This is a genomic window from Streptomyces sp. SUK 48 (assembly GCF_009650765.1).
In the GTDB taxonomy this organism is placed as follows: Bacteria; Actinomycetota; Actinomycetes; order Streptomycetales; family Streptomycetaceae; genus Streptomyces.
Map to the genome: position 1 here is coordinate 7,887,565 of NZ_CP045740.1, position 15,191 is coordinate 7,902,755.

Below are 15,191 nucleotides of genomic sequence, written 5' to 3' on the forward strand. Positions count from 1 at the left end.
CCAACACCCACGGCACCGCCGCCACCCTCACGGTCACCCTGGACGCCGCGACCACCGACGCCCTGCTGCGCAAGGTCCCGGACACCTACCGCACCCAGGTCAACGACGTGCTGCTCAGCGCCCTCGGCCGCACCCTGGCCCGCTGGTGCGGACGCGACACCGTGCTGCTTGGGGTGGAGGGACACGGCCGGGAGGACCTGTTCGAGGACGCCGACCTGTCACGGACCGTCGGCTGGTTCACCGCCGAGTACCCGCTCGCCCTCACCGCCGACCCGGACGCCGGGTGGCACGACACCCTCCGCTCGGTCAAGGAGCAGCTGCGCGCGGTGCCGCTGCGCGGCCTGAGCCACGGCGCCCTGCGCCACCTCGTCCCCGGCAGCCCGCTGACCGGCGCCCCCGCCCCGCAGATCGGCTTCAACTACCACGGGCAGTGGGACACCGGCGGCACCGGGAGCGGCGGCCTGGTCCGCGGCTCCCTGCCCCCGGCCGGCAGCGACACCGACCCGGACGAACCGCGCCCCTACGTGCTGGACATCACCGGGGTCGTCCAGGACGGGCGCCTCGAACTCGGCTGGACCTATCCGGCGGCCGTCCACGACGAGGACACCGTGCGCCGGCTCGCCGAGGAGACCCTCGCCGCCCTGCGGGACATCGTGGCCCACTGCGCCCTGCCCACCGCGGGCGGCCGCACCCCCTCCGACTTCCCGCTCGCCCAACTCGCCCAGGACCAGCTGGACCGGCTCGTCGGCACCGGCCGCGACACCGAGGACGTCCTGCCGCTCACCCCGCTCCAGTCCGGCATGCTCTTCCACGGCCTCGTGGACACCGAGCACGCCTACTTCGACCGCACCGCCGTACGACTGGCCGGGGTGGCCGACCCGGGGGCCTTCGCCACCGCCTGGCAGCAGATCACCGACCGCACCCCCGCCCTGCGCGGCTCCGTGCACTGGCACGGCCTGCCCCACCCGGTGCAGGTGGTCCACCGGCACGCCGAACTGCCCGTCACCCGGCTCGACTGGCGCGCCCTGACCCCCGCACAGCGCGCCGAGGCCACCGAGCGGCTGCTCGCCGAGGACCGCGCGGCCGGCATGGACCTCGGCACCGCCCCGCTCACCCGGCTCACCCTGGCCACCCTGCCCGGCGACGAGGTGCTGCTGGTGTGGTCCACCCACCACATCGTCCTCGACGGCTGGAGCACCGGGCAGCTGCTCACCGAGGTGTGCGAACGCTACGCCGCCCTGACCGGCGGCCCGGACCCGGCGCCGCCGGCCCGGCGCCCGTTCGCGGACTTCCTGCACTGGCTCGCCGCCCAGGACGAGACGGCGGCCGAACGGCACTGGGCAGAGGCGCTGTCCGGCTTCACCGCCCGCACCCCGCTGCCGTACGACCGCACCCCCGCCGAGGCCCACCGCGCCCGGTCGGCCGCCGCCGTCCACCACGAGCTGGACGCGGACGTCTCGCAACGGCTGCGGGAGGGCGCGGCACGCGCCGGACTCACCGTCAACACCGTCCTGGAGGGCGCCTGGGCCCTGCTGCTGGCCCGCTCCAGCGGCCAGGACGACGTGGTGTTCGGCACCACCGTCTCCGGCCGCCCGGCCGAACTGCCCGGCGTCGAAGGCATGATCGGCATGTTCATCAACACCGTGCCGACCCGCGTCCCGGTCCCCGCCGGCCCGGTCCTGCCGTGGCTGCGCGGCCTCCAGGAGCGGCAGAGCGACGCCCGCCGCTTCGACTTCCTCGCGCTGCCCCGCATCCAGGCCGTGAGCGAGGTCCCGCCCGGCGAGCCCCTGTTCGACAGCATGGTGGTCTTCGAGAACTACCCGGTGGACGAGTCGGCGACGGCCCGTACCGGCGTCCGGGTCGAGGAGGTGCGCGCCGACGACGCCACCACCTTCCCCTGGTGTCTGCGCGCCCACCTCGCCGGACGGCTCGGCTTCGACCTCGCCTACGACCCCGCCCTGTTCGACCCCGCCACCGCCGAACGCGCCGCGGACCGGCTGGCCGCCCTGCTGACCGTCCTCGCCGACGGCCTCGACACCGACCTGGACCGGCTCGACCTGCTCGTCCCGGCGGACCGCGCACTGCTCGCCGCCTGGAACACCACCGCCCGGCCGGCCGCCCCGCGCAGCCCGGTGGACCTGTTCGCCGACCAGGCCGATCGCACCCCCGACGCGCTCGCCGTCCAGGACGGCGAGCGGGAGCTGACCTACCGGCAGCTGCGCGACTGGGCCGCCGCGCTGGCCGGGCGCCTGCTCGCCGACGGCCTGGCGGCCGAGGACCGGGTGGCGCTGCTCCTGGACCGCTCCGCCGAACTCGTCGTCGCCCAGCTCGCGGTGCTCATGGCCGGCGGCGCCTACCTGCCCGTCGACACCCGGGCCCCCGAGGAGCGCAGGCAGACCCTGCTCGACGGGGCGGGCGCCACGGTCCGGCTCACCGCCGCCGACGTGGCCGCCGCCCGGACCGGCGGCCCCGCGGAGCACCTCCCGGCCGCCGACCCCGACCGGCTGGCCTACGTGATGTTCACCTCCGGCTCCACCGGCCTGCCCAAGGCGGTCGCGGTACGGCACCGGGACGTGGCCGCGCTGGCCACCGACAGCCGGTTCACGGACGGCGTGTGCGACCGGGTGCTGCTGCACTCGCCGGTCGCCTTCGACGCCGCCACCTTCGAGGTGTGGGCACCACTCCTCAACGGCGGCCGTGTGATCGTGGCGCCGGAGGGGGCCGTGGACGCCGCCCTGCTGCGCCGGTACGCCGACGGCGACGGGCCGACCGCGCTGTGGCTGACCGCCGGCCTCTTCCGGCTGCTCGCCCAGGACGCCCCCGACTGCTTCCGCGGTCTGCGGCAGGTGTGGACCGGCGGTGACGTGGTGCCCGCCCCGGCCGTGCGCCGGGTCCTCACCGCCTGCCCCGGCCTGACCGTCGTCGACGGCTACGGCCCCACCGAGACGACGACCTTCGCCACGACCTTCGCGCTCGCCGACCCGGAGGCGGTGCCCGGCACCGTGCCCATCGGCCGCCCGCTCGACGACATGCGCGTCCACGTCCTCGACGCCCGGCTGCGGCCCGTGCCGCCGGGCTGCGCGGGCGAGCTGTACCTGGCGGGGGAAGGCGTCGCCCGCGGCTACCTGGGCCGTCCCGGCGACACCGCCGCCCGCTTCCTCGCCGATCCGTCCGGGGCGCCCGGCGAGCGGATGTACCGCACCGGCGACCTGGCCCGCAGGCGGCCGGACGGCACCGTCGAGTTCCTCGGCCGCGCCGACGACCAGGTCAAGATCCGCGGCTTCCGGGTGGAGCCCGGCGAGGCGGAGACCGCGCTCGCCGCCCACCCGGACATCACCGACGTCACCGTGGTGGCCCGCGAGGACCGGCCCGGCGCCAAGCGGCTCGTGGCGTACGTCGTCGGACCCGCCGCCGACGACCTGGCGGAACTGCGGGCCTTCGCCGCCCGCACCCTGCCCGACTACCTCGTCCCCGCCGCGTTCGTCCCGCTCGCCGCGCTCCCGCTGAGCCGCAACGGCAAGGTCGACCGGGCGGCCCTGCCCGCGCCCGAGGAAGGGCCGGGGCACGCCCGGGTGGCGCCCCGCACCGAGGCCGAGCGCCGCACGGCGGACGTCTTCGCCGAGGTGCTGGGCAGCGAACCGCCCGGCGCCGAGGACGACTTCTTCCAGCTGGGCGGCGACTCGATCCTCAGTATCCGGCTCGCCTCCCGCCTCGCGGAGGTCTTCGACACCGAGGTCACACCCCGCGCGGTGTTCACCCACCCCACCCCGGCGGCGCTGGCCCGGCTGCTCGGCGACCGGCAGGGTTCCGGCCGCGCGGCCATCGTCCCGGTCGCCCGGGACGCCGTCGCACCGATGTCCCACGCCCAGCAACGCCTGTGGTTCCTGCACGAGTTCGAACCCGCCGGCGCCGAGTACGTCACCGCGCTCGCGCTGCGGCTGCACGGCACCCCGGACACCGGCGCGCTCCGCGCGGCCCTCGCCGCCGTGGTCGCCCGGCACGAGTCGCTGCGCACCACCTTCGACAGCGTCGACGGGCACGGCGTCCAGCGCGTGCACCCGCCGCGGGAGGTCCCGCTGCCGGTGCACGACCTGACCGGGCTCGCCGCCGCCGAGCGGGAGCCCGGGCTGCGCCGGCTGCTCGCCGCCGAACGCGCCCGGCCGTTCGACCTGCGCGAGGGCCCGCTGCTGCGCGCCGGCCTGGTCCGGCTCGCCGCACACGAGCACGTGCTCACCCTCGCCCTGCACCACATCGTCACGGACGGCTGGTCCACCTCCGTCCTGCTCGGCGACCTCGCCCACTACTACCGGGCCGAACTCGGCGTCGTACAGCAGCCGTTGCCGCCGCTGCCGGTGCAGTACGCCGACTATGCGCACTGGCAGCGCACCCAGGACACCGGCGCGGGCGAGCACCTCGCCCACTGGAAGGAGCACCTGGCCGACACCGCCCCGCTGGAGCTGCCGACCGACCGGCCCCGGCCGCCGGTGCGCACCAGCGCCGGGGCCACCGCCCGGCTGGTGGTGCCCGCCCGGACCGTACGGGGCCTGACCCGGCTCGCCCGCGACCACGGGACCACCCTGTTCACCACCCTCGTCGCCGCCGCCCAGGCATACCTGGCCCGGCTCTCCGGCGCCGAGGACATCGCGGTCGGCACCGTCACCTCCGGCCGCGACCGGCCCGAGATCCAGGCCCTCGTCGGGTTCTTCGTGAACACCCTCGTGCTGCGCTCGCGGGCCGAGGCGGGGACGCCCTTCTCCGGGTTCCTCACCGCCGTACGGCAGACCGTCCAGGACGCCTTCGCCCACCAGGACGTGCCCTTCGAACGGGTCGTCGACGAGGTGCAGCCGGTCCGGGACACCAGCCGCAGCCCGCTCTTCCAGGTCATGGTGGTCCTCCAGAACACCCCGGCCGCCGGACTCGACCTGCCCGGACTGGAGGTCGCCGACGTCGAACCCGAATCGGACCAGGCCGCGTTCGATCTCACCCTGGAGTTCGCCGAGACCGGTTCCGGGGAGCTGCACGCCCTGCTCACCTACAACACCGACCTGTTCGACCCGGCCACGGCCGAGCGGATGGCCGGTCAGCTCGGCACCCTGCTGCACGCCGTCGCCGCCGATCCCGAACGCCCGCTGGGCGCCCTTCCGCTGGCCTCCGACGACGAGCTGAAGGCACTGCTCGACCAGGGCCGGGGCGACTTCCGGCCGGTCGCCGAGCGCACCCTGCCGGACCTGTTCGAACAGCAGGCGGCCCGCACCCCGGACGCGGTCGCGCTGCTGGACGGCGACCGGGAGCTCACCTACGGCCAGGTGGACCGGGCGGCCAACCGGCTGGCCCACCGGCTGATCCGGGACGGCGTCGGACCGGAGCGGGTGGTGGCCCTGGCGCTGCCCCGCTCGGCGGCCACCGTCGTGGCCCAGCTCGCCGTGGCCAAGGCCGGCGGCGCCTTCCTGCCCGTGGACCCGAACTACCCCGAGCAGCGAAGGGAGTTCATGATCCGGGACGCGGGCGCCCACCTGGTCGTCGGCGACCCGGCCGAGGTATGGGCGGCCGAGGGACCGGAGTCGGCGCCCACGGACGCCGACCGCACCGCCCCGCTGACCCCCGCCCACCCCGCCTACGTCATCTACACCTCCGGCTCCACCGGCACCCCCAAGGGCGTCGTCGTCACCCACCGGGGCCTGGCCTCCTTCGCCGCCGCGGCCGCCGAACGGTACGCGGCGGGCCCCGGCGACCGGGTGCTCCAGTTCGCCTCGCCCAGCTTCGACGCCTCCGTGCTGGAACTGTGCGTGTCCCTGCTCAGCGGGGCCGCGCTGGTGACCGGCGAGGAGGGACCGCTGGTCGGCGAGCGGCTCGCCGAGGTGCTCGCCGTACGACGGGTCAGCCACACGCTGATCCCGCCGGCCGCGCTCGCCACCGTCCCGCCGGAGACCGCCGCCGCCCTGCCCCACCTGCGCACCCTCATCGTGGGCGCGGAGGCGTGCCCCGCCGACCTCGTCGCCGTCTGGGCACCCGGGCGCCGCATGATCAACTCGTACGGGCCCACCGAGGCGACCGTCGTCGCCACCTGGACCGGACCGCTCACCCCCGGCACCGGCGCCCCGCCCATCGGCCGGCCCTCCGGCAGCACCCGCGTCCATGTGCTCGACGCCGCCCTGCGCCCCGTACCGCCCGGCGTGACCGGTGAGCTGTACATCGCGGGACCCGGCCTCGCCCGCGGCTACCTGGGCCGGCCCGGGCTCACCGCCCAGCGGTTCGTGGCCGACCCGTTCGGCGGCCCGGGGGAGCGGATGTACCGCACCGGGGACCTGGTCCGCTGGGGTGCCGACGGCCGGCTCAGGTTCGCCGGACGCGCCGACGACCAGGTCAAGCTGCGCGGCTTCCGCATCGAGCCCGGCGAGATCGAGAGCGCGCTGCGCACCAGCCCCCTGGTGCGGGACGCCGTGGTGGTCGTACGCCCGGGGGAGACGACCGGCGCCCCGGACCGGCTCGTCGCCTACGTCGTACCGGCACCGACGTCCACGCCCGAGCCCGCCGGCGACGGACAGGCCCCCGCCGCGCTGCCCGTCGGCGAGCTGCGGCTGCACCTCGGCGGGCTGCTGCCCCCGCACATGGTGCCGTCGGTGTTCGTACCGCTCGAGAAGCTGCCGCTCACCCCCAACGGCAAGACCGACCGGCAGGCCCTGCCCGCCCCCGGCCCCGCGCAGGCCGCCGACGGACCGCGCACCGCGCCCCGCACCGACACCGAACGCCGTGTCGCCCGCATCTGGGCCGACGTCCTCGGCATCGAGGAGGTCGGCGCCGACGACAACTTCTTCGCGCTCGGCGGCGACTCCATCCTCAGCATGCAGGTCGTCTCCCGGCTGCGCCGCGACGGCCTGCACGTGGCCACCCGCGACCTGTTCACGCACCAGACCGTCGCCGAACTCGCCGCGGTGGTCCGCACCGCGCCCGGGCGGTCCGACGACGGCCCGGCGACCGGCGAGGTACCGCTCACCCCGATCCAGACGTGGTTCCTCACCACGCCCCGCGCGGCCCACCACCACTTCAACCAGTCGGCGCTGCTCGAACTCGACGGCGCCCCCGACCCCGAGGCGCTGCGCGCCGCGCTGGACGCCCTGCTCGACCACCACGACGCCCTGCGCATGCGGTTCACCCAAGAGGCGGACGGCTGGCGGCAGTTCAACCCGCCGCCCGCCCCCGGCCAGGACCTCCTCGCCCGGTACGACCTGAGCGGACTGTCCGCCGAGGACGCCGACGCGGCCATGGCGAAGGCCGCCGACGAACTGCACGCCGGCTTCGACCTGGCCCACGGCCCGCAACTGCGCGCCGCCCTGTTCACCGGCGACCCGGACCGGCCCGTGTTCCTGCTGCTGGTCGCCCACCACCTCGTGGTGGACGCCGTCTCCTGGCGCGTCCTGCGCGACGACCTGGAGACCGCCTACCGGCAGGCCCACGCGGGCGGCCCCGTCACCCTGGGGGAGCGCAGCACCAGCTTCCGGGACTGGTCCACGCGGCTGTCCGCGCACGTCGCCGAGGGCGGCCTCGACCACGAACTGCCCCACTGGGAAGAGGCCGTACGCTCCGAAACCGTCCCCGCCGTTCCCGCGCCCGCGGCCGACGCGGGCCCGGCCGCCACCGTCAGCGTGGAACTCGACGAGGACGACACCACCGCCCTGCTCCGCTCCGCGCCCACCGCCTACCGCACCCGCGTCAACGACGTCCTGCTCGCCGCCCTCGCCCTCGCGCTGGCCCGCTGGACCGGGCACGACCGGGTCCGGCTCGACCTGGAGGGGCACGGCCGCGAGGACCTCCTCGACGGGGTCGACCTGTCCCGCACCGTCGGCTGGTTCACCACCGTCTATCCGGTCGCCCTCCAGGTGGCCGACCCCGCCGACCTCGGGCCCGACCGCGACTGGCGCTCCCTGGTGAAGTCGGTACGGCGCCAGCTGCGCGCCGTGCCCGGCAACGGGATCGGCTTCGGCGCGCTGCGCACCTTCGGGCCGCCCGAGGTCCGCGAACGTCTCGGCGAACACGCCCACAGCCAGGTGGTGTTCAACTACCTCGGCCAGTGGGACGCCCGCCCCGAGACCGGGGACGGCGGCCTGATCCGGGCCGAACACGGCTCGTTCGGGCAGGACCACGATCCCCGCGACCCCGGCTCGCACCTGGTGGAGGTGGTGGGCGCCGTCCAGCACGGCCGGCTCGCCTTCACCTGGCACCACCGGCCCGGCGTCCACGACACGGCGAGCGTGCGCCGGGTGGCGGAGGACTTCGCGGACGCCCTGCGCCACCTCGCCCGGCACGCCAGGGGAGGCCGATGACGGCGTTCCCCCACGAGGCACCGTCCCGGCGCGCCGCCCGGCACGGTCCTCGCGCACCCCGCGCCCCGACCCGCGCCGCCGGCCGCCCGCGGCTTCCGGCCCACCCACCCGAACCGAACCGAACCTGATCGAACACGAAGGAGAACGACATGGACGAGAACACCCGCTACCAGGTGCTGCGCAACGACGAGGAGCAGTACTCCCTGTGGCCCGTCGACATCGAGGTGCCCGCCGGCTGGCAGCCCGCGGGCAAGGAGGGCACCGAGGCCGAGTGCTCCGCCTACGTCGACGAGGTGTGGACCGACATGCGGCCCAAGAGCCTGCGCGAGCGCATGGAGAACGCGGGCGCCTGACCCGCCGTACCGTATCCGCACCACCCCGCCGGGCCGGCCGTGTGCCGGCCCGGCGGGGCACCCCGGCCGACGCTCCCCCCACGTACGGACCGCCGCACCGGCGCCCCACCGCTCTCGGCCCTCACCGCAACCGCATCACTCCTGAGGAGCCCGTCATGACCCCCGAACTGCGCACCGAACGCCTGGAGTTCCTGCCGTACCGGCCAGAGCACGAGGACGTCTTCGTCGAGCTGCTCCGCGACGAGGAGGTGTGCCGCTGGATGGGCCAGGACCTCGTGCCCGAACCGCAGATCCGCGAGGTGTTCCGCGCCATCCTCGACGACATCTACCCCCAGGGCCGGTTCGACGTCTGGGGCCTGTGGCTGGCGGGCCGCTACGTCGGCCACGCCGAGGTGAAGCCGACCGGCAACGTCGAGGGCCACGAACTCGTCACCGCGCTGGCCCCCGGCTACTGGGGGCAGGGACTGGGCGGCGAGGCGGTCCGCGGCCTGCTCCGGCACGCCGCCGAACACCTCGGCCTCAGCGAGGCGTACGGCATGGTCGGCGCCGGGAACACGGCCAGCCTGGCCATGTGCCGCCGCCTGGGCTTCCGCCATCTGCGCGATGTCGTCGGCGACGACGGCGCGGTGACGAAGCTGCTGATCATCCCCACGGCACTGGGGTGGGGGGACGCCGGGGAGCGTACGGCCGCCGAGTCCCCGACCGGAGCGCTGGGCGCTGCGGGCTCGGGCGGGGCGGCGGGTGGCGAGGCTTTGACCGGGGTGACGGGTGGCGCGGGTTTGGTCGGGGCGGCGGGTGGCGAGGACTTGACCGGGATGACGGGTGGCGCGGGTTTGGTCGGGGCGGCGAGAGGCGAGGACTTGACCGGGGCGACGAGGGGCGGGGACTTGACCGGGGTGACCAGGGGTGGCGAGGGCTTGGCCGGTACGGTCAGCGGTGAGCGTCTGGCCGGGGCGACCAGTGGCGACGGCCTGGCCGGGGCGGCGAGCGCCGGGGAGGCCGGATGAGTCGGCCGCCGCTCGCCGAGGAGACCACCGGGGCGGCGGACACCGGTCCGCCGCCGAGCCTGTGGCGCAACCGCGACTTCAATCTGCTGTGGACCGGGCAGTCCCTGTCCGACCTGGGCGGCGCCATGGTCGACCTGGCCCTGCCGCTGCTGGTGCTCCAGCAGACCGGGTCCCCGACACGCGCCGGGGTCGTCGGCACCGCCGGGCTCGTCACCACCCTGGTGTGCCGGCTGCCGGCCGGTGTCCTCGCCGACCGGTTCGACCGCCGCCGGCTGATGATCGTCTGCGACGCGCTGCGGATCGCCGTGTACGCGCTGCTCGGCTGGGCGGTCCTGAGCGGCGCCGCCGGTCTGCCGGTGATCCTCGCGGTCGTGATCGCCGGCGCCGCCGCCACCGCCGTCTTCAGCACCGCCGAGCACGCCTCGGTGCGCAGCCTGGTCCGCCCGGACCAGCTCGCCTCCGCCGTCGCCCGCAACGAGGCCCGGACCTACGGCGTCTCGCTCGCCGGACCGCCCCTGGGCGGCCTGCTGTTCGGGCTCGGCCGCTTCCTGCCCTTCCTGGGCAACGCGCTGAGCTTCCTGGTGTCCCTGGCGGCCGTCTGCTGGATCAGACGGCCCCTCCAGCAGCCCCGCAAGGAGGTGGCCGCGCCCGTCGGCGCGTCCACCGCGGAGGGCCTGCGCTTCCTGCTGGGGCACCCGTTCCTGCGGGCCCTGCTGGTGATCGCGGCGCCGCTGAACATGGCCTTCACCGGCATGATCTTCGCGATGACCCTCGCGCTGCGCCGGGCCGGCGTCGCACCGGTCCTGGTGGGCTTCGCCGGGGCGATCTTCGCCCTCGGCGGCTTCCTCGGGGCCTTCGCCGCCCCGGCGCTTCAGCGGCGCATACGGCTGCCCGTCCTGATCACCCTGCTGTGCTGGGTGACCGCCGCCCTGATGGCGGTCAGCACCCTGCTGTCCGGCTCCGTCCTGGCCGCGGTGCCGCTGGCCGCCGCCGTCTTCCTCGGACCCACCGCGAACGCCGCCCTCTTCGGCCACCAGGCCGCCGTCACCCCCGACCACTTACAGGGCCGCGTGGTCAGCGGCGTCCTGCTCGCCGCCGGCTCGGCCGCCGCCCTCGCCCCCGTCCTGGCCGGCGCGCTCCTGGCCCGCTGGAGCCCGGGTCCGGCGATGCTGGTCTTCCCGGCGCTGGTCGTCGTCGCGGCGGTGACGGCCACCGTCAGCAAGGGTATCCGGACGATATCGCCTCGCTGATCGTTTCAGCACGAGTTCGTGGACGGCGGAGGCGGAGGGGGCCGCAAGCCGACTCGGTGTCAGGGCTCATGATTCTGCCGCCTCGCGTCCCGCCGCTTCGACGGGCTCGCGGTCCGGGTGCGTCGACCGTCCCCGCGGCACGCGCCGCATCCGCCCGCGGCGCGGCCGGTCGGTTGCCCTCGCGCATCCGAAGACTGATCAGCGCGGTGAGGGCGAAGACGGCGGCCTCGTAGATCATGGCGTGCCGAAACGCGGCGCCCGGGCCGGTGGCGGGTGCGAAGTGGACGAGCCCCGCCGCGGCCACGCAACCGCGTGCATGTCGCGCTCAGCACGACCGGCAGGACGAGCCGCCCACCGCCACCGGCCGCGGGCCGTCCCCGGCTCAGGGACGGGGAAGCCCGCACGGTCCGACGCCGGGTCACGAGGCGAGGGCCGCGGCGAGTTCGCCCGGCCGGGCGGCGAACGGGCTGTGGCTGCCGGGCAGGGTATGCACGGTGAACGGGTTGCCGGGGAAGGCCCGGTCGGCTTCCGCGATCATCAGGTCCTGCGCGGCCGGTGCCAGCGCCCGGTCCTCGGCGCAGCGCAGGAACGTCCGTGGAATTCGTCCCCACCGCGCCGCGGTCAGGGTGACCGGAGTCGTCGCGATCGCCAGGGGCAGATCAGGGCTCAGCGCGGACCGCCACCGGTCGAAGCGGTCCAGGGGGGTGTCGTGGTAGTGGGTCTCCCGCAGTTCGTCGAGGTAGGCGGGGTCCGGTGAGAGCGGATTGATCCGTACGGCGCCCAGGGCCTCGGGGTCGCCGAGGGTCAGGTCCTTGCCCAGCGCGGTGGCGTTCTCGGGTGAGCCCAGGTAGTCGTGGAACCGCGGCCGCCCGCCCGGGACGAACGCGGAGAGGTAGACGATCCGGTCCACCAGTCCGGGCGCCCGCTCCGCGACCAGGGACGCGGGACCGCCGCCCGCGCTGTGCGCGACGAGCACGACAGCGCGATGGTGACGCACCTGGCGCAGGACGCTCTGTACGGCCTCGGCGCAGTCGTCCATCGTCAAGGGGGCGAGCCGCGACCTCTCGGTCAGCAGGCCCGGCTGACCGGGCAGCAGGTAGCCGGTGGGCAGGGGCGCGTCGAAGCCGTGCCCCGGCAGGTCGACGGCCACGCTCGCGGCGCCCAGTCCGGCCAGCGCGCGCTGCGTCGCCGCCCACTGTCCGGAGCCGTGCCAGGCACCGTGCACGAAGACGAAGACGGTGTCGGTCAGAGAGACGTTCATGGCTCCATTCCAGACAGGAACCACGGCGCCATCCATTCCTAGATCTGGTAGGCGGCTTGGCGATATCTTTGGGGTATCGTCGGCAGCCGAGGGGACGTCGAGGGAGCGTGGGTCGTGGAGGCGCGACATCTGCGGTACGCGGTCGCTCTCGCCGAGCACGAACACTTCGGCCGGGCGGCCGGCGCGCTGGGCATCGCGCAGCCGCCCCTGTCCAAGCAGATCGCCGACCTGGAGCGCGAGGTCGGGGCCCGGCTGTTCGACCGCACCCGCCAGGGGGTGTTCCCCACCGCCGCCGGTGAGGCGTTCCTCGTGCGGGCACGCCGGGCGCTCGACGAGATGGCGGCGGCCACGGTCGACGCGGGCCGCGCCGCGCGCGGCGAGACGGGACGCCTGCGTCTCGGCTTCATCGCCTCGGCCCTGCTCGACCCGCTGCCGGGCGTCCTGAGCAGGTTCGGCCGTGAACGGCCCGACGTGAGGCTGGAACTGCACGAGATGGCGACCAGCCGCAGCGGCCCGGCTCTCGTCGCCGGGGAGCTGGACGTGGCCTTCACCCTCGGCCCACCACGGGGTGCCGGAGCCGAGCATCTCGTGTCCGTCCCGATCGGACGCGACCACGTGATCGCCGTGGTGAGTACGGTGCACCCGTACGCGGGTCAACACTCGGTGAGTGCCGACCAGTTGCGGACACAGCCGCTGATCGTGTCGGCCGGCGAGGACGAGCCCGCCGTCGTCGCCGGACTGCGCACCCTGCTCGGCACGGACTCCTCGGCTCTCGGCGGCGCGACCGTCGCGAGGGACGTGCACACGATCATCGGCCTCGCCGCCTCCGGCGTGGGCGTCGGCCTGGGGCCGTCCCGCATGAGGGCGGTCCCGCGTCCGGGCGTGCGGTTCTGTGAGGTGACCCCGCGCACACCCCTGCCCGATCTCATCCTGTCCTTCGCGGCCCGCGATCACTCCCCGGTGCTGCGCGCCTTCCTCGACACCATCCGGAAGAACTGCCCCGACGTCGGTGCCGCACTCGACGACCGGCTCCGGCCCCCCAGGTGATCCGGGCCGAGCCCGCCGAGGGAGGGGCCCACCGCCGTACACATCACCGACGCCCGGGGCGAGCGCTTCCGCCGGGAGATCACCCGTGCGGGTGTGGTGCCTCGGACACTCCGCGTAAGGACGCGGCGGCGACACCCGTCACACGGCCCCGCTTCCACCAGCGGTTTGCCGAGAGCGGGGCGGGATCGCCGGCCCGGGCGGCCGACTCGCCGCACGAGGGCGCTCCCCGGTGCGACATACTCTCCCGATGAGTTCACGCACTTCCCCGGTCGGCCGGCAGATCACGATACGGAGGACCGTCGCCCGGGACGCCAAGCGGCTCACGCGGCTCGTGCGTGGCTCGGGCGCCTACGCGGGCGAGTACGCGTCCGCGGTCGCGGGCTACCGGGTCGGTCCCGACTACATCGAGGCCCACCGCAGCTTCGTGGCCGTGGGCGGCGAGGAGGACAGCGGCCGGGTCCTCGGGTTCTACGCGCTCGTCCTCGCCCCGCCGGAGCTCGACCTGCTGTTCGTCGCCGACGAGGCGCAGGGCCGGGGCATCGGACGCCTGCTCATCGCGCACATGCGGTCCGAGGCCCGCGCCGCCGGGCTCGACCGCGTCAAGGTCGTGTCGCACCTGCCCGCCGCGGACTTCTACCACCGCGTCGGCGCGATCCGGACCGGAACCGTACGCGCGAACCCGCCCGCCGTGCCGTGGGACCGCCCCGAATTCGAATTCCGCATTCCTGCGGAGTGACGGGGCGCCGATCGGGCCCGGAAGCTCACGAGGGCCGCCAGGCAGTGCGCCGGTGCGATGACAGGATGGCGGCATGGTGACGAATCAGCCGTGGACGGGCGTCCACGGTGACCTGCTGGCAGCGAAGGCAGCGGTCTACGACCCGAGCGGTTTCGCCTGCTCGTCGCCGGTGCCCGAACCGGAGAGCGCCGAGTACGCGGCGTGCGCGTTCACGCTCGACGACCATGCGGTCCGGTTCCGCGTGGCCAAGACCACCCCGACGAAGGCGGGCCAGTTCGTCACCGTGTGGCAGCGGTCGGAAGAAGGGCCGATCCGGCCCTTCGACACGGAGGACGGCGTGGACCTCTTCGTCATCAGCAGCCGTGACGACGACGGCTTTGGACAGTTCGTGTTCCCGCGCGAGGTGTTGTGCGAGCGGGGCATTGTCGCCCGCGACGGCTCCGGCGGAAAGCGCGGGTTCCGCGTCTACCCGCCCTGGGTGGCCACGACCAGCCGCCAGGCCCGCACCACCCAGGCGTGGCAGGTGAACCACTTCGTCGACCTCGCTCGGCCCGGCCCTGCCGACCTGACGCGCGCCCGCGCCCTGTACCACCCCTGGACGTCCGCAACACCGGGCCGTCCGGCGCCCTGAACAGCGCACCGCTGCAACGACTCGTGGCCGATGGCGAGTTCCAGCCGGGCCAAGTGGTGCCCCATGCACTGGTGGGGGCCGTTGCCGAAGGCCACGTGCCCGGGAGAGGCCGCGGCGGATGTCGAGGATGTCGGGGTCCTCGAAGCCCTGCGGGTCGCGGTTGGCGGCGGGCAGCGACACCGTGACGACCTCGCCCGCGCGGATCGACCGCCCCTCGGACTCGAAGTCCTGCGCGGCCACCCGGAGCGGCCCGATCTGCACCACGCCGAGGTAGCGCAGCAGGGCGTAGGTCCCCGGCGCCGGCATGTTGGTGGTCGAGTTCACGGATGCGGCGGATGGTGAAGTGCTTGCTCAGCAGCCGGCGGTAGCGGGTGTGCTCGGTCGGGTCCATGTTGACGAATCATCCCCGCGCGCTTCCGCGAAGCGGGGCGCGCCGTGGGAAAAGGCCGCGCCGGGGGATTCTCGGCTGCTTGCGAATGCACCATGAAATCCTCGGACCTCGTCATCGGAGGAGAGCTGGGGAAAGCCGTATGAGGTGCAGTTGTCTCACGACCGTCCCTAGGGTTCTCCTTAGATATTCCGCCC

The 15,191-nt window shown here is 75.0% G+C and carries 8 protein-coding genes; 7 read left to right on the forward strand and 1 reads right to left on the reverse strand.

Annotated elements, in window-relative coordinates; translation table 11 throughout:
* Positions 1-65: 65 nt before the first annotated feature.
* The 4 genes from GHR20_RS38225 to GHR20_RS34915 all read left to right on the forward strand — a co-directional run bounded on the left by GHR20_RS38225 (position 66) and on the right by GHR20_RS34915 (position 10,931).
* Positions 66-8,321 (forward strand): non-ribosomal peptide synthetase, encoded by an 8,256-nt coding sequence (locus tag GHR20_RS38225; protein WP_275549829.1) that lies wholly within the window; start codon positions 66-68, stop codon positions 8,319-8,321.
* A gap of 149 nt (positions 8,322-8,470) precedes the next feature.
* The gene (locus tag GHR20_RS34905; protein WP_046421857.1) at positions 8,471-8,674 is read left to right on the forward strand and encodes an MbtH family NRPS accessory protein; all 204 of its coding nucleotides are present in this window, start codon (positions 8,471-8,473) and stop codon (positions 8,672-8,674) included.
* Between the two features lie 155 nt (positions 8,675-8,829).
* Positions 8,830-9,681 carry a GNAT family N-acetyltransferase gene (locus GHR20_RS37920; RefSeq protein WP_243878229.1) on the forward strand — a complete coding sequence of 284 codons (852 nt, stop codon included), beginning with the start codon at positions 8,830-8,832 and terminating at the stop codon, positions 9,679-9,681.
* Positions 9,678-10,931 (forward strand): MFS transporter, encoded by a 1,254-nt coding sequence (locus GHR20_RS34915; RefSeq protein ID WP_153815524.1) that lies wholly within the window; start codon positions 9,678-9,680, stop codon positions 10,929-10,931. Before GHR20_RS37920 ends, GHR20_RS34915 begins: the two co-directional genes overlap by 4 nt.
* A 418-nt stretch (positions 10,932-11,349) precedes the next feature.
* Here the strand turns inward: GHR20_RS34915 and GHR20_RS34920 are convergent, their stop codons facing one another.
* Positions 11,350-12,192 carry an alpha/beta fold hydrolase gene (locus GHR20_RS34920; protein ID WP_153815525.1) on the reverse strand — a complete coding sequence of 281 codons (843 nt, stop codon included), beginning with the start codon at positions 12,190-12,192 and terminating at the stop codon, positions 11,350-11,352.
* Positions 12,193-12,306: 114 nt separating this feature from the next.
* Here GHR20_RS34920 and GHR20_RS34925 point away from each other — a divergent pair, with 114 nt between their 5' ends.
* From GHR20_RS34925 to GHR20_RS34935, 3 genes are all read left to right on the forward strand, one after another.
* Complete coding sequence (locus GHR20_RS34925; protein WP_153815526.1) at positions 12,307-13,239, forward strand: LysR family transcriptional regulator; 933 nt, start codon at positions 12,307-12,309, stop codon at positions 13,237-13,239.
* A 247-nt stretch (positions 13,240-13,486) separates the two neighbouring features.
* Complete coding sequence (locus GHR20_RS34930; protein WP_194859071.1) at positions 13,487-13,975, forward strand: GNAT family N-acetyltransferase; 489 nt, start codon at positions 13,487-13,489, stop codon at positions 13,973-13,975.
* Positions 13,976-14,048: 73 nt separating this feature from the next.
* Positions 14,049-14,606 carry a MepB family protein gene (locus GHR20_RS34935; RefSeq protein ID WP_153815528.1) on the forward strand — a complete coding sequence of 186 codons (558 nt, stop codon included), beginning with the start codon at positions 14,049-14,051 and terminating at the stop codon, positions 14,604-14,606.
* Positions 14,607-15,191: the final 585 nt, after the last annotated feature.